This window comes from Cyclobacterium sp. SOCE241, from assembly GCF_056867545.1.
On record NZ_CP149779.1, the window covers coordinates 2926978 to 2947926 of the forward strand.

Genomic DNA, 20949 nt, shown 5'->3' on the forward strand with positions numbered 1-20949 from the left:
CATGCAACCATTTTTATATTTTGGGTATCTACCTTATCGAAGACTTATAATAAATGCCAATCAAAGAAAACCATACTGGAATAGTGCTCGGCCTAATCAAGGGTTGCCTCGCAGGAGACAGAAAAAGCCAAAGAGGTTTGTATGAGCTTTATTCGGGTAAATTTCTAAGCATTTGTTTGCGGTATATCAAAGATCAAGACTTGGCTCAGGATGTATTGGTAGAGGGTTTTATGAAAATATTTGAAAAACTAGACACTTATAGGCAAGAAGGAAGTTTTGAAGGTTGGATGAAAAAATCATGGTAACCCAAGCTTTACAAACGCTCAGAAAAAATAAGAAATTATTAATGGAAGTGGATTGGGATGATCAGGATCATATTACTTCTCCAAACTTAGTTTTTGGTAAAATAGAAGCGGATGAATTGTTGAAATTAGTGGCCTCCTTGCCTGTAGGATATAGAACCGTTTTTAACTTATATGCCATAGAAGGTTATAGCCACAGTGAAATTAGCAATTTGCTAGGCATTGCAGAAAACACCTCAAAGTCCCAACTGAGCAGGGCCAGATCACTTTTGCAAAAGCAAATTGCCCCTTATACAATTAAACAAAAAAGCAATGGCAGATAATATAGATGAATTGGACAAATTGTTCAAAAATGCCTTAAGCAACCATAGCTCAAATCCGGATCCGGAAGTTTGGGATAAACTGTCGGCTACTTTGGACAATAATAACAAAGGGACACTATTTATTCCTTGGAGGTGGGTAGCAGGGGTAGCTGTAGTTTTGGTTGCATTTGGGCTATTCCATCTATTATTTGATGTAGCGGTTCAGGATACTTCCTTGGCTGTCCAAGACACTCAGCTATTAGAAATAAATCCTTTCAGCATTCCACCCACCAGCCCTTTTATCGGAAAAGAAAAAATTAAAAGTCCAACAAAAAACACCCCTAAGGAACTAATTGGAGAAAGTAGAGAGTTGACTAAAGAAAAATCGGACAAGCATCAACCACAAGTAAATTGGTCCGATAAAAAAGAGTCATAGAACAATTACCTCAAGCATTGGCCCAAATTGAACCGATTAATAATGATGAATTAATGGTGAATTTAAGTAAACCAATAACTTTAAGCCCCTCTATAAAAGGAGATGAAACAACCGAAAAACCTAATAAGGATTATAAAGTGAGGATAATATCCAATGGATTTGCCATACAACCTGAAAAAGAGCAATTTGTAGATGAGCTTGAAAATAAAATCGGTGGCTTTTTCACGAAAGTGGACGAAGGCTTTGGAGGTCTTCGGGATGCAAAAAATAACCTCTTTGCCTCACTGACCACAAAGCGAGATAAAAAGAAAAACTAACTAGATATTTAATGATATGAAAAGGTACATTATTGTCATTTTACTTATGGCACTTGCCCAAATGGTTTTTGGAAATCCGGAAATCCCGAATGAAAAACCCTTAAATGATAGCATCATTGTCGAGTTTGGCCACTCAGGAAAGATGGTTTTTGTTATTGATAATCCGGACGATTTTGAAAGATTGAGAAATATGGACATCAACCAAATCATCAAAGAGCTCGACCTCCCTGAAACAACTAAAGATGGTGAACTCACAGTTGTAGAAATCAAGCATAAAGAAGGAAACAAAGAAATTGTCACCATCTATGAAGACAAGGAGGAAACAGAAGTTACCGTAGGAAGATATAAAGTAATTGTTGATGAAAAAGGCTCAAAAACCAAGGTTCGACTTATCACCGGACCCAAGAAAGAAAAAGACCCTGATTTTAGGACTTATATAAATATGGACTTGGGTATCAACACTTTTTTGAAAATGGAAATATCCCGGGAGCTATAAAGCCCCATAGCCCAAAAGGTTGGGGAAGTTGGAACATAGGTTGGAACTGGATGGCCAGCCAAAAACTCGCCAAGGGAAAGTATTGGGATTTTGGGCTTGGTATAAGTTGGTACAATTTCAAATTGGACAATGCCAACTATCAAATTTTAGGAACTGAAAACGGAGTTTCTTTTGTAAACAGAACAGATGTGAATGGTTTTAAAAGCAAAGTTTCTGCCTCCTATTTAAATGTTTTAACCATGTATAAGCTAGACTTTGGTAAGCTAAATGACAGTGGGAAAAACGGCTTAAGAGCTGCTATCGGTCCTTATGCTGGATACAGGTTGGGTGGCCGAAGCAAGTTTGTGTATAGAGAGATCGGCGGATCAGGAAGAAAAAAGACAAAACTTCTGCAGGGGGCTACCTCAGTAATTTCAGGTATGGTATTAGAGGTGAAATTGGTTTCAGAAGTGTTACTTTTTATAGCACTTATGATTTCAACCCATTTTTCCAGAAACCCCTTAGTCCAAGCCTTAGCCCATTTTCTTTCGGATTGGTTTTCTAACAATATATAACCCAATTAACTATGAAATACAATTTAAAACACGCGCTACTCCTTATGGTCCTGATTTTTGCAGGACTATCATCCTCCAAAGGGCAACAAGGCATCAACAAATCATTTTCCGGTATCGAAATCCTTGAAATTAAATCCGGAGCAGTAGAAATCCAATATGAGGGACAAAGTAATTTAACCGAAGTAGCTTTAGAAGCATTTTTAGGAAATGAAGAAAATGCCGACAATGACCTTGTCATGGTTACATTAGGTAACACCTTAAAAATTGCTGTTAATGGTAGAACCAATTCAAATCCTAAAAACATAAGATACCTTAGATTAACGGGCCCATCGAATATTCAATTGCTAATAAAATCAAGTTCCGGGGCAATTTACATCTCCGGAATAAATGCAAACTCCCATCAGATTGAGGCAAGCTCAGGACAGATCAAGGCCTATGACATCAAAGGGAACTTAACTTTACAAGCATCATCAGGAAATATTCAACTGGCAGGCTTAACAGGTAATCTAGACTGCAAAGTTACTTCAGGGAACGCTACAATTGAAGATGTAATCGGAAACATGAATTTTAAGGCTACAAGTGGACAACTAAAAATCAATTCCTTATCAGGCTTATTAAATGCAAAACTCACATCAGGAAATATAAAATTAAATCAAGTGGGGGAATTAGGAGTCTGGAGGTAAGCTCCGGAAATATCAGGGCAGATAATGCAGGTCTTGGCTTGAACACCAACATGAACGCCTCTTCAGGGAATATTCAAATTTATACCGGCAGTAATTTATCGGATTATAATTTTGATTTGAAAGCAGGAAGTGGAAATATTAGGGTAGGAACGCAATCGGGTAAAAGCACCGTTTATATAGACAATGGTAAAAACGGAACGGTCGTCGGAAAGGTTGGTTCAGGGAATATTTCTATTCAACCTCTATAAAAAGAACTCAGCCACCAACCCTTGCAGATAATTTACCCAAAAGGTTGGTGGTTGCTTATTAGTGCAAAGCTTATTACTCTTTTTTGAATTTCCATTACTTGGTCTTTTTCTTCCCCTTTAAGGCGCAAGGCACTTACTATCCTAGCCGGCATTGGTTTAGCCAAAGAGACAAACAGTAAAGTGACAGCATACACAATTGTAAAACCCTGATTATCATAGAAAAACAAACCAAATGCACACAAAACCCCTATCCAAAACAATTGCCAATACCTCAAAAAGGTGGCCTTGGCATAACCTTTTAATTTTTGATTGACTGGAGCTCCGGTTTTTTGACTTCCTTAATGCGTTTGGTAAAAGCAAATTGTTGGAATACAAGCATTGCACTTACCAAGCCTAGGAGAATATAGTTAAACATTTCCGGTAAGGCAGGCAAGTTAAAATCCAAATTCCCACTTGTCACATATAAATAGGCAAAAGAAAAAATGGGTAAAGGGATTGCAATCAATAGCAATACATTTCGCTCTAATAAGCGAAAATCTTTCTTCATTTCCTTAATTTGATTGTCTGCAGCCATTAGTCGATCTGAATCTTAACCTCCGCGCTGGTGGGCTTTGCAGAACAACAAAGAATATATCCGGCCTTTATTTCGTTTTCACTTAAACCTGCATCTTCTTCCATCTCCACTGTTCCTGAAAGTAGCTTTCCTCGGCATGCGGTACAAAGTCCACTTTGACAAGAATAAGGCATGTTTAACCCTTCATCCAATCCGGCCTCCAATATTGTTTTACTCGGTCCGACGTCAAAGGAATACTCTTCTCCCTCCAATAAAATTTTCACAGGTCTGTTAATAACCCCTTCTATAGGATCATCTTCTTGATTTTCATCTTTTTCAAGATAAAAACTTTCACTATGAATAAATTCTTTTTTGACATCCAATCTACCCAAACTTTCTTGAGCAGTTTCCATCATTCCCTCAGGCCCACATACAAAAAACCGTTGGTTTTCAGCAAAATGATTAAAATAATTAGCAAAAAACTCGCTGACTTTTTCGTGGTTTAATCTCCCAGAAGCCCCTTCCCATCCGGCTTTGGGTTGGGTAAGGTTATGGGTCACATTTAGTCTACCCGGGTACTTATCGGCCAATTCTTTGAGTGTCTTTTCGAAAATGATCATGTCTTGGGAGCGACTGCAATAAAGCAAATTCACTTCAGACTTAGGCTCATTAATTAATATGGACTTGATAATCCCCATAATTGGAGTAATACCACTTCCACCGGCAAACATACCATACTTCCTCTTGTTATGAGAATGGTAGTCAGCGGTAAAATTACCTAAAGGTTTCATGACAGTTACCCGCTTACCTGGAACAAAAGTATCATTAATGAAATTTGATACCAATCCTCCTTCTAAGCGCTTCACGGTGATACCCGGAAAAGGATCCACAAAAGGTGAAGTCGACAAGCTATAGGCTCTTCTCTCTTGTTTTCCGTTTATTTCAACAATTATGGTTAGGAATTGACCCGGAAGGTAATCCATAATGGGATCCGGCTGGTCAAAATATATGGTTACAGTATCAGAAGTTTCTTGGACAGTTTCCCTAATTCTAAGGGTAAGGTAATGATCATCCTTTTCGAGATCATCTTTTTTCTTCTTAAATAGTTTAAACAGCATTACAATAAAAGGAATAGTTTGATGAGCAATTCACACAAAATTAACATACTCTTTCTCAATTACCTATTGCGTGAAAAAATAGTTAGCAAACTTTAGCTTAAAATCCTCAATTTCCTCCAAATTCAAAAGATTTCTATACCCCATTGTAGCACTTAGGTGAATCCATTCGTACTGGCATTAGAAAACAAAACAACTATAATATCATGAATACTAAAATCAATTATTTAAAGAAAAAGCTTCGGAAAAAGGAAAGTACTTATTTATTTTAATGCTCCTTCCTTTTACTTTTTCTTGTTTGGATGATGAGGGGCCAAACAATTCGCCGTATGAACCAACCGCCTATGTTTCTTTCTATAATGGAACGAATGAATCATCGGATATCCAAATTGAGGTAGACAGCACGGTGTATGATCGGAAATCATTCGATTTCGGTGAATTCATAGATTATTGGTATTTCTACACAGGTGAAAGAAATTTTTCATTTGTTGATAATGGATCAGATCAGTCCCTACTGGACACGGCTGTAACTTTAGGGGTTGAAAAAGCCTACTCGTTTTTCCTTACGGAGACTGGAGATGATTACACTACCTTATTTATAGAAGATAGTTTGGAGAACCCTGTGAATGGGAAAGCTTTGGTAAGGTTGGTGCATTTGGCTTCTGATGGGCCTGAAGTAAATTTATTTCAAAGAAATCATGAAGATGCAGTTTTGGAAAGTCTTTCCTTTTTAGAAGCTACAGATTTTGTCAATGTAGACATAGGTGAAACAGACTTTATCCTTAAAGCTGTCTCGGATAACCAAAATGAACTCGTACGTTTAAATGATATTCATCTTAGAGAAGGCAGAATATATACTGTTGTCATCAGAGGAAAATTAGGAGCTGATAGCAACTCTGCTGATGCACTTCGCCTACAATTGATAAGAAATTATCCCAACTATTAATTTAACTTAACAATGTTTATTTTTAAGGGGATTCTGGAAACAGAGTCCCCTTTTATTTTATATTATTTCAATCTTGGGCTCGTCTTTTGAATAATAACAATTATTTTTGTGCCTCAATTGATTTACAGACTAATGATGAAACTTAATCCGCTTACCGCAATCTCTTCCGTAGATGGCAGATATGCCTCTAAAACTAGCCCCTTAATGGCCTATTTTTCTGAATATGCATTGATTCGGTATAGGGTTAAAGTGGAGATTGAATATTTCATTGCCTTGTGCGAATTACCTCTTCCTCAATTACGCAGCGTAAAACCGGAAAAATTTGAGGCTATCCGATCGATAGAAAGAAATTTTACTGAGGATGATGCTCAGGCAATTAAAGACATTGAAAAAACCACCAACCATGATGTAAAGGCTGTTGAATATTTTTTGAAAGATAAATTTACCGCTTTAGGGCTAGAACAGGTAGTAGAGTTTATCCATTTTGGATTAACCTCACAGGATATTAACAATACCGCCGTTCCAATGATGTACAGAGATGGCATCAATGAAGTAATCCTCCCTGCCTTAAATCAAGTACTTGATAAAATCAAATCCAGGGCTGAGGAGTGGTCTACAGTACCTATGTTGGCAAAAACACATGGACAGCCTGCTTCCCCTACTCGCTTGGGTAAAGAGTTTGATGTTTTTGTAAGCCGTCTTTCTTCCCAACTGGATTTATTAAGCAACATTCCATTTGCAGCTAAATTCGGAGGAGCAACAGGAAACATGAATGCCCACTATGTGGCATTTCCGGCAATTGACTGGAACACCTTTGCCAACAATCTGGTTTCTAAAAATCTAGGACTAAGCAGAAGTTATCCAACGACCCAAATTGAACACTACGATCATTTTGCTGCGCATTTCGATGGACTAAAAAGGATTAACACCATTTTACTTGATTTCAGTAAGGATATTTGGCAGTATGTAGCCATGAATTATTTCAAGCAAAAAATCAAAGCAGGTGAGGTAGGTTCATCAGCAATGCCACATAAGGTCAATCCAATAGATTTTGAAAATGCAGAAGGAAACTTGGGTATAGCCAATGCTTTATTGGAACATTTAGCGGCAAAACTCCCTATCAGTCGACTTCAAAGGGATTTGACTGACAGTACTGTTTTACGTGTGATAGGTGTTCCATTGGCCCATATGCAAATTGCCTTCCTTTCATTGGATAAAGGAATAGATAAGCTGGAATTAAATAAAGCTGCGATAGAAAAAGACCTTGATGAAAACTGGGCCGTCGTGGCTGAAGCCATTCAAACAGTACTTAGAAGAGAAGGTTTCCCTAAACCTTATGAAGCACTGAAAGCACTTACCAGAACAAATGAAAAAATCACTGAAAACTCAATCGGTGAATTCATCAATAACCTCGATGTGGCTGAGGACATAAAAAAGGAATTAAAGAAAATTACTCCTTTTAATTATACAGGTCTTTGATCTAAGGTCACTTTAGGCTTTAGAGTAGCTAAAGAAAAAATAGGTTAATCCTGATTATGTACCAAGATTCGTAATGATGATTTTATTGCGAGAGAATCTGTTACTATGGTGATTTTAGCATAGTATCAGGTGAACCAACCTAAAGATAGGCAGTGTAAAAACAGAAAAGAAGCGGCTAATTTTGAAGTGATTTCATTCCGAATTAGAGCATCTATTTTGGGTATAAATTGTATATTACTACGATAAAAGAGGCATGTTCCTGAAAAGTAACATGCCTCTTTTTATACAATTGAATCTTAAGGTTTATTGAAAATACTTCGTGGAAAAATACGGATCTACAAATCCCTTATTTTTTATTAAATTTAACAAAACTATTGTCCTCAAAAGGGATGGATAACTCATAATTTTTTCCATTGTGATATACTTCAAGTTCAATGGCATTTTGATTTTCTCTAATAATTTTAGCACGACTTATTTGCCTTTCAGCATTACCCTTTGATGGAATTAACAACCAAACAAATGTAGTAGTATCCTTTATATCACTATTGTAAATACTTGCAACGTTAGCTTCATATAAATTATACTCAGGACTGTACCAACCTTGAATTTCAGGATTCTCTTGCCCTTTGATCATTTGAATATCAAAAGAAGCATCACCAACAGGCACAATTTCCAGACTACCTTCGGGGTAACTCCCCACTGTAGCATCCCCATATTGCTTGACATCTGCCTCAGGATGCCAATGCCACAACGTGCTTATTGTCCTAGGCTGATTTGTGTTAATTCGATCTACCACCACCCAAAACTCTCCTCTAACATAAAATAGGCTTCTATTGTGACTTGCCTGTCCCTCTAAATCAATGAAATCATCAAAGGAGGAAGAAGCAAAGTCAAAGTCAGCTGTCAGTTGTACCCTTTTGTTATCTACGGGCTTTTCCGCCAATCTAGGACCATCCTCCTGAACTTTGCCATCAATTAGTACCAAATTATGACCTTTGCTACTTAGGGCATAAGGTCTAAACTTCTCTGCAACCTCTCCTGTATAAGCATATCTACCTGCATCTACAAGAAAGTCCTTTCCAAATGCGGAAAGAGACAAGTGCAATTTATCATTGTGTTGGTGACCACTTCCCCAAGGACCAATATCAAAAAAGGACCAATGGGCCATGGCATCATAACCACTTCTGGAAATCAATTGTCCGGCCCAAGGGATAAAGTAGGAAGGACCATCAGAAGGCTTTGTTCCTTCGCTCCCATTACTGGCTAAATAGGCCCACTCCGGCTTATTGTATTTTTTTGCAGCTTTTAAAATGTAATCCCTATCACTGCCTCGGTCTCCATCATTGTTCAAAATCCTATGTCCATCAGGCCTTATTGCTTTGGCAATATAGCCATACATATTTTCTATGGTTTGGGTAAAATATTCGGGAAGTTCTCGACCTGCTTCATCACATAAAGCCTTAAAAAGTTCAAAGTTATTCAATGAAACATTATGGTAATGGGAGGACAATTCGGTTTGGACTCCATCCGGATAGACCTGGCCTCGCATGCTCTCTGTCATGGCGGTAACTGCATAATCCATCCATTCATCAGTAGCTTTGAATTCCGGGAAATAAGCCACTACGGTGGCCAAAGATGATATTTCCATCGTCAACCAATTGTTACCACCATGAAAGTTTTTATTGTAATGAGCATGATCCGGTAAACTACTCAAAATCAAAAACCGGGTAGCCGGTGAGATATATTCACTTTCCAACATGCCATAAAAAACCCTGGTCCAAGTTTTAACCCTTGCTGCTACCTCAAGTCCTCTCCAAATTGATTCTGATTTCTTTTCAGCCGGATAAGGCATGCTTGCAAGAATAAAATCCCTTAAAAACAGGTCCATATATTGAGCATATTTTGGATTTCCAGTTTGAAAATAAGCCCCCATCACATAAGAAAGTTGGCTATGTCGATTTGAGAGCCAAGCCCATTCCCTGTCATTATTTGGCCCCTTATAATACCAATCTCTGTGACCATTTTCTAGTAAGGGAACTTTCCCTTTTACATTTTGAATGGTAAATACATCCATTAGGATGGTATCAGCAACTGCTACCGTTTCTGATGAAGCCCGGGGTAAAGTTTTCCTTAGACCCTTGGCATTTTCGGAAATTCTATAATAAGCCAGCAATTCATTGGCAGCAAGCACCCAATCTTCTTCTGAAGCGGCTAACTTTACCTTTTCCAACCCTTTGTGTTCTAAATCGATATGATCAAAAACACCTTTTACCAAATCCGGATAGGCCTTGTATAACTCTTTAATCGTGCTAATTTCTTTCCAGCTTTGCTGGGCAAAAGAAGATTGATATCCAAATAATATTAGAAGTGAAAAAATGTAAAATTTGGTCTTGAATGGGTTCATTTAATTATTATGATTAGAAATTCAGATTTGTATTTTATAACTGAATTTAGGTTTAAAATATATATTTAATTTTCAATTTCATTCCTCATCATCAAGCAATTCTTTTAATTCTGCCAAAATCGTCCCTGCTTCAGCTTTTTTCAATTCAAAATCGTCTCCGTTAGACGAATTATTGAGAAAATGATTCCAATGTTTCTGGGCTTTCTTGAGTGTTCTTGGCGTAATGTCAAATTCTGCGTAATCCAGATGAACCTTCGCCAGTGTAGACGATTTGAAATTCCCAAAAAGGTAAACCCTAAACAAATCAACAAATTTATCAATAATGTCAAACTCTTCCACAAGTGAGACCAAGCCACCATTTTGATGTTGGTTTGCAGGCCGGTGAATCACCTCAAATAAGGCATCTAAGGCAAGTTCTTTATTATCCATCATGGAAAGCACCTTAGTTGCCAAAAAGGCATCATCCATTTCTCCTGATTTAAGTACTTGGATCAACTTTTCTTGAATTTCCTCTCCTCCAATTCGTACCAACTGATCCCCAAATTTCATCGGATCCTCATTTGATTTGTCGAGTAATTTTTCAATTAATCGATCTATATGACTTTTTTCGGTACTGTCCATATTTTAAGTTAATCTTCTGTTTTATCATTTTAACGAAACAAATTAAGCAAAATTTTCTTTGTTCTCTTCGTATTTGGCCTTTATTACTACCTAAAAATTAAGCCCAATTAAGCGCTCTCCAACACGTCGGAGTTAAGCTTAGCAATCTTACTTATTTTTTTCATCCTTTGATTTTGGTAACCTGCCTGCTTTCTTTAACGCATCATGAATCAACCATTCCAGCTGTCCATTGGTGCTTCTGAACTCATCTTCAGCCCACTTCTCCACGGCTTTCATCAGTCGCTCATCTATTCGCAAGGCAAAAGGTTTTTTCTGTGCCATAAATATTACCTTTCACTTCCCCATTCTTCCCAAGCTTCCAAAATTTTCTTCGGATTGCGGGTACTCCAAACAAAACTACTATCTTTCAATGAAACTCTCACTACATGGCATGTACTGAATAGGTATTTCCACTCCCCTTTTAGGTCGTATCGTATTCCTAATCCTCCCCCACTCAAAATCGATCTCCTCTTAATTTGCTGTATATGTTTCACTTCTTCCCATTTGTGTTTTCTCCAAGAATTAATGAATGGAGGACTTTTGTATGAAAGCCCAGTAGCGTCCAACCTAATCTGAAGCTTCATACTTACCATCAACCAACCAATCAGAAAAGAAATAAACAAAACTAACCCGAGTAGTCCTGTGCTAGTAAATCCCTCTACATCTACCACACCATAAACCAATGCAACAGCAGTCGCCAACAACTGAATGCCAAAAAATACTGGTACAAACCAGGAATCTTTCAATGTTTGTGACTCATTATATACCATACTTATTGATTTAAGGTACCAACATTCACTACAGGGCTGGCATTTTTATCTGAACAAAGGACCACCATCAAGTTACTAACCATGGCTGCCTTCTTTTCATCTTCAAAATCGATAATCCCTTTTATCTTTAAATCTTCTAAGGCCATTTCCACCATTCCCACAGCACCGTCAACGATCATTCTTCTGGCAGCAACGATTGCAGTCGCTTGCTGTCTTTGCAACATGGCAGAAGCTATTTCAGAAGAATAGGCCAAATGCGAAATTCTAGCTTCAATAACCTTAATTCCCGCATGCTGTAACCGATCACTTATCTCATCTTCAAGAGATTTATTCACATCCTCCACCCCGGAACGAAGCGTTATTTCCGCATGCTCATCTTCAAAATTATCGTAAGGATAAGTACCTGCCATCTTACGAACGGCCGCATCGGCTTGTAAATGAACAAAATTCTCATAATCATCCACATCAAAGGAGGCTTTGAAAGTATCTGCTACCTGCCAAACCACAATCGTTCCTACCATCACCGGATTACCTATTTTATCATTGACCTTTAAGGGTTTATTTTCAAAATTTCGGACCCTTAATGATATTTTTTCTTAGTCATAAAAGGAATCACCCAAAAGAACCCATCGTCTTTTACTGTTCCTTTGTAAGAACCAAACAAAAGAAGCACCATGGCTTTGTTAGGCTCAACTATAAAAAAACCGGAAATAATAAAGGCAAAAATCAGCACAGCTGGAATTAGCAGAAACACAACTTTGCCAAATACACTAAAAGCAATAAGAGCCAAGAGGCAGAAGGCCACGAATACCATAAAGTAGCCGGATTGGGGTTTGATTGTCTTTTCCATATTATTTTAATATTATTTTGATATCATTTCAAATCTATAAAAAAATACCGGATTAGCATTATTTAGGGTCAATTATTTTTTAAAATATTTGGCAATCAATCTATTGGGCTAAAAATAAACAAGAAAATCTACGCTAATGAAGCTATTACTCAGCAAGACAATTAATAAATGCCCTCCGAAGTAAAAATTGACAAAGTACCCTAAAGAACATAAATTCAAGCTATTAAAGGGATATATACCAAACTTTTAAGGATAATTTACATAAAAGGGCAAAAGGTAAATTCATTTTTTATATATTGTCCAATTAAATTGATCAACCATCTGAAAAAAGTATAAAACTTCTAAACCCAAATTCAATGAACGAAAACATTAACAAAAGTGCGCTCTTTAATGGGAGCTGTTTCGCACTGATTACCACCGCTTTTACCTTTAGTATTCGTGCTGGAATTCTACCACAGCTAGGAGAAGATTTCGGTCTTTCTGCAGCTCAATTAGGTTTCATTAACTCTATGTGGTTTTTAGGTTTTCCAATTTCAATGATAATTGGAGGCATCGTTTACCACTCATTTGGCCCAAAAAATATTATGAGGGTTGCATTTGTAGCCCATACTCTTGGCATTTTGTTAACAATATATGCCGGAGGTTATACTACATTACTCATTTCAACTTTATTTATTGGATTTGGTAACGGTTGTACTGAAGCTGCATGTAATCCGATGATTGCGGACATGTACTCCGGAGTAAAAATGAATAAAATGTTGAACAGGTTTCATATGTGGTTTCCGGGAGGAATTATGGTTGGAGCACTGATCTCTAGCTTTATGACAGGATTGAATCTAGGTTGGGAAGCACAGATGTGGGTTACAATGATTCCAACAGTAATTTATGCGGTGTTATTTTTTGGCAAAACGTTTCCAAAAGCCAAAGTGGAAGGAGCAACTTCTTTGCTTAACAATTTCAAAGCATTGTTTAGCCCAGTCTTTATATTTCTTTTTGTTTGTATGGCATTTACTGCTATATCAGAGTTTGGTCCACAGCAGTGGGTAAATATTATCTTAGCAAGCAGTGGTGCTGATGCAATGATCATATTGGCAATGACCACAGGAGTAATGGCTGTTGCCAGATTCTTTGCAGGTCCTGTAGTTGAAAAACTGGGACAAACAGGTGTATTGTTAACCGGAGCCTGCCTAGCCACGATAGGAATATTGCTCTTTAGTGTGGTTACAGGTCCTATAGCATATGTTGTGGCTATTATTTTCGCCTTGGGCGTTGCTTACTTCTGGCCAGTTATGGTTGGGGCAGTAGCTCAAAGAGTCCCTTTAAGTGGGGCTCTAGGCATGTCCATTATCGGGGGGATTGGTATGTTTTCTACCGCTATTTTCCAACCTATCATTGGTGGGTGGATTGATTCTTCACGAGCCGAGAAAAGTGCTGAAGGATTATCAGGAGATGCATTAGAGCTGGCAGCCGGCCAAGCAACTCTTCAGAATATGGCATTTTTCCCAATATTATTAATAGTATTGTTTACCATCTTCTTCTTCTGGCAAAAGAATTCTAAAAAAACTGAGGCAGTAAGTCCTGCCTAAGAATAAAAATCTTCTTAAAACAAAAGGAGGCACATTTATTGTGCCTCCTTTTGTTTTAAGATTTTCTAAGCAGAAATTATTGACTTGTTAGTTATTCATTAGAAAATCGACCTTTAAAAATGTTTTTAAATCCAAATACAAGCGGTAACACTTGATTTGGAATGGTTACAATTTGGCCGGACAAAACTATTACAGTAAGGTTGTCTAAAAAGAGCAAATTTAACTTTAGGGATTTTTACTAAAACCCAATAACATTAACCCAAAACAACTCGATTTAAAAATCATTACAAAGAGCCCAAAATTCTTTTGATTTAAACTTTAAAACTAATTTTAATATGTTAGAAGAATACCTCAAACTCGAATTCTGGAACAATACGGCGAAAGATTACTTAATAGCGACGGGAATCATCGTTATTGGTATTTTAATCGTCCGAATATTTAAGAAAACATTACTTCAAAAATTAAATCTCTGACTGAAAAAACATCGACAAATTTCGATGACTACTTGGTAGCGGCAATAGAGAAATTTGTAATACCGGCATTATATATCTCTATAGTATTTTTTGGCATCAGGACCCTTTCAATATCTGATGATTTTAGGTATATCCTTTCCAATGCACACAAGGTAATTCTCGCTTATTATATTGTGAGATTGGTTTCTAGTGTATTGATATTACTGTTAAAAACTTGGGTAAGAGAACAAGAAAACGGCGAAGAAAAAGTCAAACAAATTGGAGGAATCATCCTAATTATCAATGTATTAATATGGGGCTTAGGTATCTTATTTCTTTTTGACAATTTAGGATACGATGTAACAGCTATAGTTACAGGTATGGGTATAGGAGGTATAGCCGTAGCCTTAGCCGCTCAAAATATACTGGGTGACTTATTCAATTACTTCGTAATATTTTTCGACAGGCCAATAGAAATAGGGGATTTTATTGTGATTGATGATAAGAACGGTGTTGTAGAAAAAATAGGCATAAAAACAACGCGAGTAAAGACCCTTTCCGGTGAACAATTAGTCATTGCAAATAGTGACCTAACAAGTTCAAGGATTCACAACTACAAAAAAATGCAACGTAGACGGATTCTTTTTGGGGTTGGAGTAACCTACGAAACTAGCAACGAGGACTTAAAAAGAATTCCAGGGATTTTAAAAGAGATCGTAAATCATCAACAACCCATTACTTTTGATCGTGCCCATTTCAAAGAATTTGGTGATTCTAGCCTTAATTTTGAAGTTGTTTACTACATAGAAGATGCTGCTTACAATACCTATATGGACATTCAACAGCAAATCAATTTCGAAATTTTTGATAGGTTCCAAGAAATGGGTATTTCTATTGCATTCCCAACACGCACATTGTATGTCAGGAATGAGAATGGTCAAAAGTTAAAGATTGAAAACACCTCAGATACAGAAAAAATCAGGAATCAGAAAGCTAAATATTTACGGGCTTCCAAGTAAAACCAAAGCACCTAGTTTGAATTATCATAAATCTCCTACCCCATATTGTTATCCCCTCAATATGGGGGATTTTTTTTACTGGCTACATTTAACCAAAAACACAGGCATTTTCAATAGTAAATAATTATACCACCAATCGTAAATCAAAATTATTTTTTTTAAAACTACATTATTGATTAAATATATTGGTTTGTTTTACGAAAATTGAAATAAATCAAGGGGCTGTACCTATAAATTTCAAAACTTAACAGTAATTTTTAACAAATAATTTATTCTTTCGAGAATAAATTTATAAACTTGTTGCAGAAATAACCAGATTGTGTGTTCTACCCACAATCTGATTATCAATAAAACACCCAAAGCATCAATACTAAAAAAATCTGCAAAAAATTATAAACCAACTCATTGCATATTAAATGCATTTTTGTTAGTATTACATACTTAATTTTATATACGAAATAAAAGTTCAGTAGTTTTCCGCCAACTATTTCACCTAACATTATTACTGAACAACTAAAAACAAATTGGATGTGAAATTTTGGTACGAAATTTCATAGCACATCTATGCCAATGCAATTCATTAATTACCCATGCAATGGTATAAATTAAGTGCGAGTTAGAAATTTAGCTAGGAGGGAGTTGATTAGAGATGAAGTGGCCTGTTTTAAAACTTCACTGTACAACAATTTGTCCCTATCAATTTGATTTTGGGCATTTGGGCAATAGAATAGAAATATCAAACCTGAGTTGATTAAGATATTAACCAACCACCGACTAAATACAAGTTCCAATGAACAAACCTTTATTAAGATTTGCCTTTTGTTTCAGCTTAATATTGCTAAGCATAAAGGCCAGTGCAACAGATTATTATTTTTCAACTGAAATTGGTAATGATTCAAGAAGTACAACGGAAGCACAAAATCCTGACACACCGTGGAAATCAATCAACAAATTAAATGCCATTTTTAGTAGTTTAAAGCCCGGTGATGCAATTTATTTAAAAAGAGGCGATGTTTTTTACGGCACGATAAAGGCAACCAAAAGTGGGAGCCCCGGGAATCCCATTAAAATTGATGCCTACGGATCAGGTGCTAAACCAATCATTACTTCTTTCGAAAAAGTAACCGGCTGGAAATCCATAGGAAACGGCCGATACGAAAGCACAAACACTTTCTCAAGTTATGAAACCAATATTGTCACCATTGACAATCAGCTTTACGAGAATGGCAGATTTCCAAATAGTGACGCTGAAAATGGTGGGTACTTGACTGTTTCCTCCTTTTCCGGCAATTCTTCTGTAAATAGTGAAGAATTATCAGGCGCACCAAATTTCAGTAATGGTGAAATAGTTATAAGAAAAAATCAATGGATCTTAGATAGGCATTTGATTAAATCAAATTCTGGTTCAACAGTAAATTATTCTGGTTCTGGGGCATATAGCCCTAGTACAGGTTTTGGTTTTTTTATCCAAAATCACCTTTCCACACTTGATAAATTCGGTGAGTGGTTTTACAGTAATACCAGAAAGTTGAACGTTTATTTTGGCAATACAAACCCAAACAATCACTCCGTATCAGTGAGTACATTAGAAAACCTTTTTATAAAATCTTACAACATCGATCATCTATTGATACAGAGCCTCCATTTCAAAGGTGCAAATAAAGACGCTATTTATATTGGGGAGGGTAGCGATATCGTTTTAAATAATACGGATATTGAGTATTCGGGCCAAAATGGTATTACTTCTTTAAATATTAAAGATTTAATTATTCAAAACTGCCGAGTTAATTATTCTCTAAACATTGGACTGAACCTGAGGTATGGGAATGACAACGCCGTTATTAAGGACAATATAATTGAAAACACTTTCCCCTTTCCAGGAGGGGGACAAAATCAAGACAATAATGGGAATGGTATTTTTGTATCAGGAAATAGTATTACAATTGAAAACAATATTGTCAAAAGTACTGGCTTTAATGGCATTCATTTTAATGGCAATAATATCTCCATCAAAAACAATTTAATTCAGGAGTTTTGTCTTTTAAAAAATGACTGTGGTGGTATTTACACATTTGGCGGTAATTCAGTTTCCACATTTAGCAACCGCGTAATAGAAAATAACATTATTATTGATGGATTGGCGACTAACAATGGAACTCCCTACCATGATGTACAAAACTACCACCCTCAAGGAAGCGGTATTTTTCTTGATGACAACGCCAATGGAGTTTCAATTATTAAGAACACAATTGCGAACACTGAATACTCAGGCTTTAAAGCCTCAAATGTTTTTAATGTAACGGTTAAAGAAAATATTTTTTACAATTCATACGCTCAAGCTTTGATAGGCAATAGTGAAAGGGGGACTGATACTCGTAACCTTACCTTCTCAAACAATGTGCTATTTTCTAAAGAAACTGACCAATATACCTATCGCATAAATACATATAAAGAGGATATAAAAAGTTTTGGGACTTTCGATCAAAACTACTTCGCCAGACCACTGGGTGATGATCACAGTATATATGTAGCCCACTACACAAACAACAATAAATTAGCGGAAATTAAAAACTTAGATGATTGGAGAGATACATTCAACAAAGATAATTCCTCAAGCACCTTTCGGCAAGATAAATACAAACAGTTTAGTCTTAAAAATCTCATAGGAGAATTACTCTATAATAATTTATCTTTTCTAAAAGGTATAGATGATTTTTATTGTAATGACTGTACTGAATCTTGGGAACCAAAAGGGATCTTAGATGGATCCATCAAAATCAAAAGCCCAGGGTATTCCTCAGCACTGGCAAGGATCGGAAGTGTTCAAAAAAACAAAACTTACGTTGCAAAATTTAAAGCAAAAAGTAACAAAACAGGATTCCTTAGGGTTGCATTGAGGTATGCCGGAACTCCTTGGGAAGTAATTTCACCCAGTACGGCAATTGAATTAAATACCGAATCACAAGAATTTTCTGTATTACTGAAACCCTATGAAAATGTCTCTGAGCCGGTAATCATGTTTATTTCTGATGTTGGAAACTGGGAATACTGGATAGATGATCTGGAAATTAGAGAAGCCGATGTCGAACTAACAGACCCTGACGACATATTTCTATTTGAATACAATGCTTCTAAATCTAAGAAATCAATATTTTTGGATGGAACATTTAAAGACGTAAAAGGAAATACTTTTTCCGGAGACTATCAAATAGAACCATATTCTTCAGCTTTACTGGTAAGGACTTCTGATGCAGTGGCTCCTCCAAAAAATGAACCTGAGATCAAACAAGAAGTTAAAATCACTTCACTAAATACCAACGGTAGTTATGAGTTGGGCGAAAAAATAGCATTAATTGCAGAAATCACTCCTAATAACGAAAATATTAGTAAGGTGGCTTTTTACAGCGGAGATAACCTAATAGGTAGCGCTACAGATCAGCCATATAAGGTTACCTGGGGAGATGGCAATTCCGGTGAACATCAAATAAATGCTGTAATTATCAATAACAGCAATAATGTGGTAGCAACTTCTGCTCAAATCCCTATAAAAATCAATACAAATTCCACAGATTCTGGTAATGAAAATCCCGTTTCGAATGGTTATTCCCTATACCTTAACATTGGATCAAATGACGCTGAAGTTTATGAAGGAAATAAATTTATCCCTTTAAGCCAAACTGAGGTAACCACAGGAAGATCCAACTCCTTAGAACTTGAAAATGAAGCAGGAACAATTTTTGAGTCCATATCCTTTAATGAAGAATTATCCTATAAAATACCTGTGCCCAATGGTTTTTATACGGTTAAGACTTACCATCAAGAGGTTCACTTTGGATTAAACGGCGTCGCAGGAAGAAATGGCAAAAGAGTCTTTGATCTAAGTATTGAAGGAGAAACCAAATACAAAGACCTTGATTTATATGCGCTAAGCAAAAATCAAAAGATAATATTAACACACGAAAACATAGAGGTAAAAGACGGTAGTTTAGATCTAAACTTACTTGCTTCGGCTAATAATGCAATTATTTCTGCCATTTCTATTGTAGAGAGAGGGGTATCCACTGAGACACCGGAACCAACTGATGGAGCAAAGTTTATCAATGTAGGAGGAATTACCAGTGAGAATTACAATGGAGATACATTTGTTTCCGATTATATTGACAAGCATTTTTCCTCATCAGGGATTTCTGAAAATACTTCTGCTTCTAAGCAACCCTTATTTCATACCACAAGGTTTGCAAAGAATCTTATATATACCATCCCGGTTAAAAACGGTACATATAGAGTTAAAACCTATCATATAGAAAACTATTTTGGTGTAACACATCCTGATGGAAAAGCAGGGATGCGGGTATTTGACATCTTCATTCAGAATGAATTGGTTAAAAATGATCTTGACCTTTATGCCAGAAGTGGTAATCAGGAAACTGACTTGATATTCAATGATATTCTTGTGAAAAATGGAGAACTAAAAATCGAACTTAAAGCCTCTGTAAACAACGCAATTATGTCGGGAATAGCCATTATTCCAATGAGTGGATTTTATGACGATTTAGAAACTGACTCCTTTTTCATCAACGTTGGAAGTGATACTGACACAGATTATCAAGGCGTTAACTTTGTATCTGAAGACAGTAAAGTCAAGATACCTTCAGGTTCCTATCTTTATAATGTACCAGCTTCAAGCACTGACAAATTGTTTCAATCTAATCGGTATGGTAAATCTTTGAATTTTGAATTTCCTGTATCTAATGGTGAATACACGGTAATCACCTACCATAATGAAAATTACTTTGGTGAAATCACTTCTAAAACAGGTGCAAATAGAAGGGTCTTCGACATCAATATTGAAAATGAAACTGTTAAGAAAAATGTTGATTTATACCTTGAAAATTCAAACAAGCCTGTCACTTTACGTTTCGAAAACATCAAAGTAACAGACGGAATACTAAACCTTAACTTAGAAGGAGTTATAAATAACGCGTTAGTTTCAGGAATAGCCGTTTTCCCTAGTGAAGTAATTAATCTAGGAAATAGTAACTTAAGACAATTGGTTACTGAAACCGAGGAATTGTCAACCTTAAATGTAACGCAAGAAAGTAGTATAAATACTGACTCAAAAATAAAATTTACCCTAATCCAGCTATTTCTTACGCTATTCTTCAAACTGGCCAAGATTTGGGTGAATTCTATATCAGCATTCATAATTTCAACGGGCAACTTATTTCATTTGTGAATGCTGAAGACATTAAAAATTCAGATGGCAATTATGAAATCCCTGTACAAAACCTTAGACAAGGAGTGTATATTGTTACCCTCACTTCTAACACTGGGGTAATAGAACGCATGAGGTTAGCAGTTACACCTTAAATAATCATTTCAATTTTCATTATTAAGGCCTTGTCGTACAACAAGGCCTTTTTTTATTTTTTATCAGCATAATTTATTTTAATCTTAACCACTGTCAACAACAACCAATAAGCCTAAATGATTTCCTCTCTTCTCCCCTCACGAAAGGAAGAACGCCTACCATTATAATGCTCGCCAAGCACCAATCAGCCTATATTATTATAGATTTAGAATCCATTTCGATACCTATCCACCACGGTAGTTAATAATGGACATGATCCTTATTGGTTAAAAATTCATAGGGCAATCGACACAAAACAACATTAATAGATCTGTTTGGCCCCAAGCACTCAATCACGAAGCTACTTGATTTACCTTATAACTTAGACCAATCATAGGCTGTAACCTGCAGTGTTCAGGCTTTTTAA

Annotated in this window: 21 protein-coding genes and 1 pseudogene; 14 read left to right on the top strand and 8 right to left on the bottom strand. The window is 36.3% G+C overall.

Annotation, left to right across the window (positions count from 1 at the left end):
• Nucleotides 1-53 precede the first annotated feature (53 nt).
• The 8 genes from WG932_RS14600 to WG932_RS14635 are packed head-to-tail and all read left to right on the top strand — an operon-like array spanning nucleotide 54 to nucleotide 3338.
• The gene (locus WG932_RS14600; RefSeq protein WP_483088446.1) at nucleotides 54-305 is read left to right on the top strand and encodes an RNA polymerase sigma factor; all 252 of its coding nucleotides are present in this window, start codon (nucleotides 54-56) and stop codon (nucleotides 303-305) included.
• Nucleotides 299-625, top strand: coding sequence for an RNA polymerase sigma factor (locus WG932_RS14605; RefSeq protein WP_483088447.1), 327 nt, complete (start codon nucleotides 299-301; stop codon nucleotides 623-625). Before WG932_RS14600 ends, WG932_RS14605 begins: the two co-directional genes overlap by 7 nt.
• Nucleotides 615-1040, top strand: a complete 426-nt coding sequence (locus tag WG932_RS14610; protein ID WP_483088448.1) for a hypothetical protein — start codon at nucleotides 615-617, stop codon at nucleotides 1038-1040. The genes WG932_RS14605 and WG932_RS14610 overlap by 11 nt, the downstream gene beginning before the upstream one ends.
• Nucleotides 1041-1057: 17 nt before the next feature.
• Nucleotides 1058-1357, top strand: coding sequence for a hypothetical protein (locus WG932_RS14615; protein ID WP_483088449.1), 300 nt, complete (start codon nucleotides 1058-1060; stop codon nucleotides 1355-1357).
• A 16-nt stretch (nucleotides 1358-1373) separates the two neighbouring features.
• Nucleotides 1374-1853, top strand: coding sequence for a hypothetical protein (locus WG932_RS14620; protein WP_483088450.1), 480 nt, complete (start codon nucleotides 1374-1376; stop codon nucleotides 1851-1853).
• 50 nt (nucleotides 1854-1903) lie between these two features.
• Nucleotides 1904-2407, top strand: coding sequence for a hypothetical protein (locus WG932_RS14625; protein WP_483088451.1), 504 nt, complete (start codon nucleotides 1904-1906; stop codon nucleotides 2405-2407).
• Between the two features lie 11 nt (nucleotides 2408-2418).
• Nucleotides 2419-3090: a DUF4097 family beta strand repeat-containing protein gene (locus WG932_RS14630; RefSeq protein ID WP_483088452.1), complete on the top strand. Its 672-nt coding sequence runs from the start codon at nucleotides 2419-2421 to the stop codon at nucleotides 3088-3090.
• A 38-nt stretch (nucleotides 3091-3128) separates the two neighbouring features.
• Nucleotides 3129-3338 carry a hypothetical protein gene (locus tag WG932_RS14635; RefSeq protein WP_483088453.1) on the top strand — a complete coding sequence of 70 codons (210 nt, stop codon included), beginning with the start codon at nucleotides 3129-3131 and terminating at the stop codon, nucleotides 3336-3338.
• A 32-nt stretch (nucleotides 3339-3370) separates the two neighbouring features.
• On the opposite strand, the gene WG932_RS14640 is transcribed toward WG932_RS14635, so the two are convergent.
• Genes WG932_RS14640 through WG932_RS14650 form a run of 3 tightly spaced genes read right to left on the bottom strand, consistent with a single transcriptional unit; the run spans nucleotide 3371 to nucleotide 5009 of the window.
• Nucleotides 3371-3613 (bottom strand): hypothetical protein, encoded by a 243-nt coding sequence (locus WG932_RS14640; protein ID WP_483088454.1) that lies wholly within the window; start codon nucleotides 3611-3613, stop codon nucleotides 3371-3373.
• A gap of 23 nt (nucleotides 3614-3636) precedes the next feature.
• Complete coding sequence (locus WG932_RS14645; RefSeq protein WP_483088455.1) at nucleotides 3637-3912, bottom strand: hypothetical protein; 276 nt, start codon at nucleotides 3910-3912, stop codon at nucleotides 3637-3639.
• Complete coding sequence (locus WG932_RS14650; RefSeq protein ID WP_187770941.1) at nucleotides 3912-5009, bottom strand: ferredoxin--NADP reductase; 1098 nt, start codon at nucleotides 5007-5009, stop codon at nucleotides 3912-3914. The genes WG932_RS14645 and WG932_RS14650 overlap by 1 nt, the downstream gene beginning before the upstream one ends.
• A 295-nt stretch (nucleotides 5010-5304) precedes the next feature.
• Here WG932_RS14650 and WG932_RS14655 point away from each other — a divergent pair, with 295 nt between their 5' ends.
• Together WG932_RS14655 and purB are read left to right on the top strand one after the other, a co-directional pair.
• Nucleotides 5305-5952, top strand: a complete 648-nt coding sequence (locus tag WG932_RS14655; RefSeq protein WP_483088456.1) for a DUF4397 domain-containing protein — start codon at nucleotides 5305-5307, stop codon at nucleotides 5950-5952.
• A 135-nt stretch (nucleotides 5953-6087) separates the two neighbouring features.
• Nucleotides 6088-7431, top strand: coding sequence for an adenylosuccinate lyase (gene purB, locus WG932_RS14660; protein WP_483088652.1), 1344 nt, complete (start codon nucleotides 6088-6090; stop codon nucleotides 7429-7431).
• Between the two features lie 346 nt (nucleotides 7432-7777).
• Here the strand turns inward: purB and WG932_RS14665 are convergent, their stop codons facing one another.
• The 5 genes and pseudogenes from WG932_RS14665 to WG932_RS14685 all read right to left on the bottom strand — a co-directional run bounded on the left by WG932_RS14665 (nucleotide 7778) and on the right by WG932_RS14685 (nucleotide 12115).
• Entirely contained in the window at nucleotides 7778-9835 is a 2058-nt protein-coding gene (locus WG932_RS14665) for an alginate lyase family protein (RefSeq protein WP_483088457.1), read from the bottom strand.
• 78 nt (nucleotides 9836-9913) lie between these two features.
• Nucleotides 9914-10456: a HEAT repeat domain-containing protein gene (locus tag WG932_RS14670; RefSeq protein ID WP_483088458.1), complete on the bottom strand. Its 543-nt coding sequence runs from the start codon at nucleotides 10454-10456 to the stop codon at nucleotides 9914-9916.
• A 147-nt stretch (nucleotides 10457-10603) separates the two neighbouring features.
• On the bottom strand, nucleotides 10604-10777 hold the full coding sequence (locus WG932_RS14675; protein WP_014018831.1) for a type II toxin-antitoxin system antitoxin: 174 nt from the start codon (nucleotides 10775-10777) through the stop codon (nucleotides 10604-10606).
• 5 nt (nucleotides 10778-10782) lie between these two features.
• Nucleotides 10783-11265 (bottom strand): hypothetical protein, encoded by a 483-nt coding sequence (locus WG932_RS14680; RefSeq protein ID WP_149393921.1) that lies wholly within the window; start codon nucleotides 11263-11265, stop codon nucleotides 10783-10785.
• A 2-nt stretch (nucleotides 11266-11267) separates the two neighbouring features.
• Nucleotides 11268-12115 (bottom strand): annotated as a pseudogene (locus WG932_RS14685) (SPFH domain-containing protein).
• A gap of 356 nt (nucleotides 12116-12471) precedes the next feature.
• On the opposite strand from WG932_RS14685, the gene WG932_RS14690 reads away from it, so the two are divergent.
• The 4 genes from WG932_RS14690 (at nucleotide 12472) to WG932_RS14705 (ending at nucleotide 20542) form a co-directional block, all read left to right on the top strand.
• Nucleotides 12472-13701, top strand: a complete 1230-nt coding sequence (locus tag WG932_RS14690; RefSeq protein ID WP_149393922.1) for an MFS transporter — start codon at nucleotides 12472-12474, stop codon at nucleotides 13699-13701.
• A 505-nt stretch (nucleotides 13702-14206) separates the two neighbouring features.
• Nucleotides 14207-15172 (top strand): mechanosensitive ion channel family protein, encoded by a 966-nt coding sequence (locus WG932_RS14695; protein WP_483088459.1) that lies wholly within the window; start codon nucleotides 14207-14209, stop codon nucleotides 15170-15172.
• A gap of 790 nt (nucleotides 15173-15962) precedes the next feature.
• The gene (locus tag WG932_RS14700) at nucleotides 15963-20408 is read left to right on the top strand and encodes a malectin domain-containing carbohydrate-binding protein (protein ID WP_483088460.1); all 4446 of its coding nucleotides are present in this window, start codon (nucleotides 15963-15965) and stop codon (nucleotides 20406-20408) included.
• A complete protein-coding gene (locus WG932_RS14705) occupies nucleotides 20351-20542 on the top strand; it encodes a T9SS type A sorting domain-containing protein (RefSeq protein WP_483088461.1) in 192 nt (63 codons plus the stop codon). The genes WG932_RS14700 and WG932_RS14705 overlap by 58 nt, the downstream gene beginning before the upstream one ends.
• Nucleotides 20543-20949: the final 407 nt, after the last annotated feature.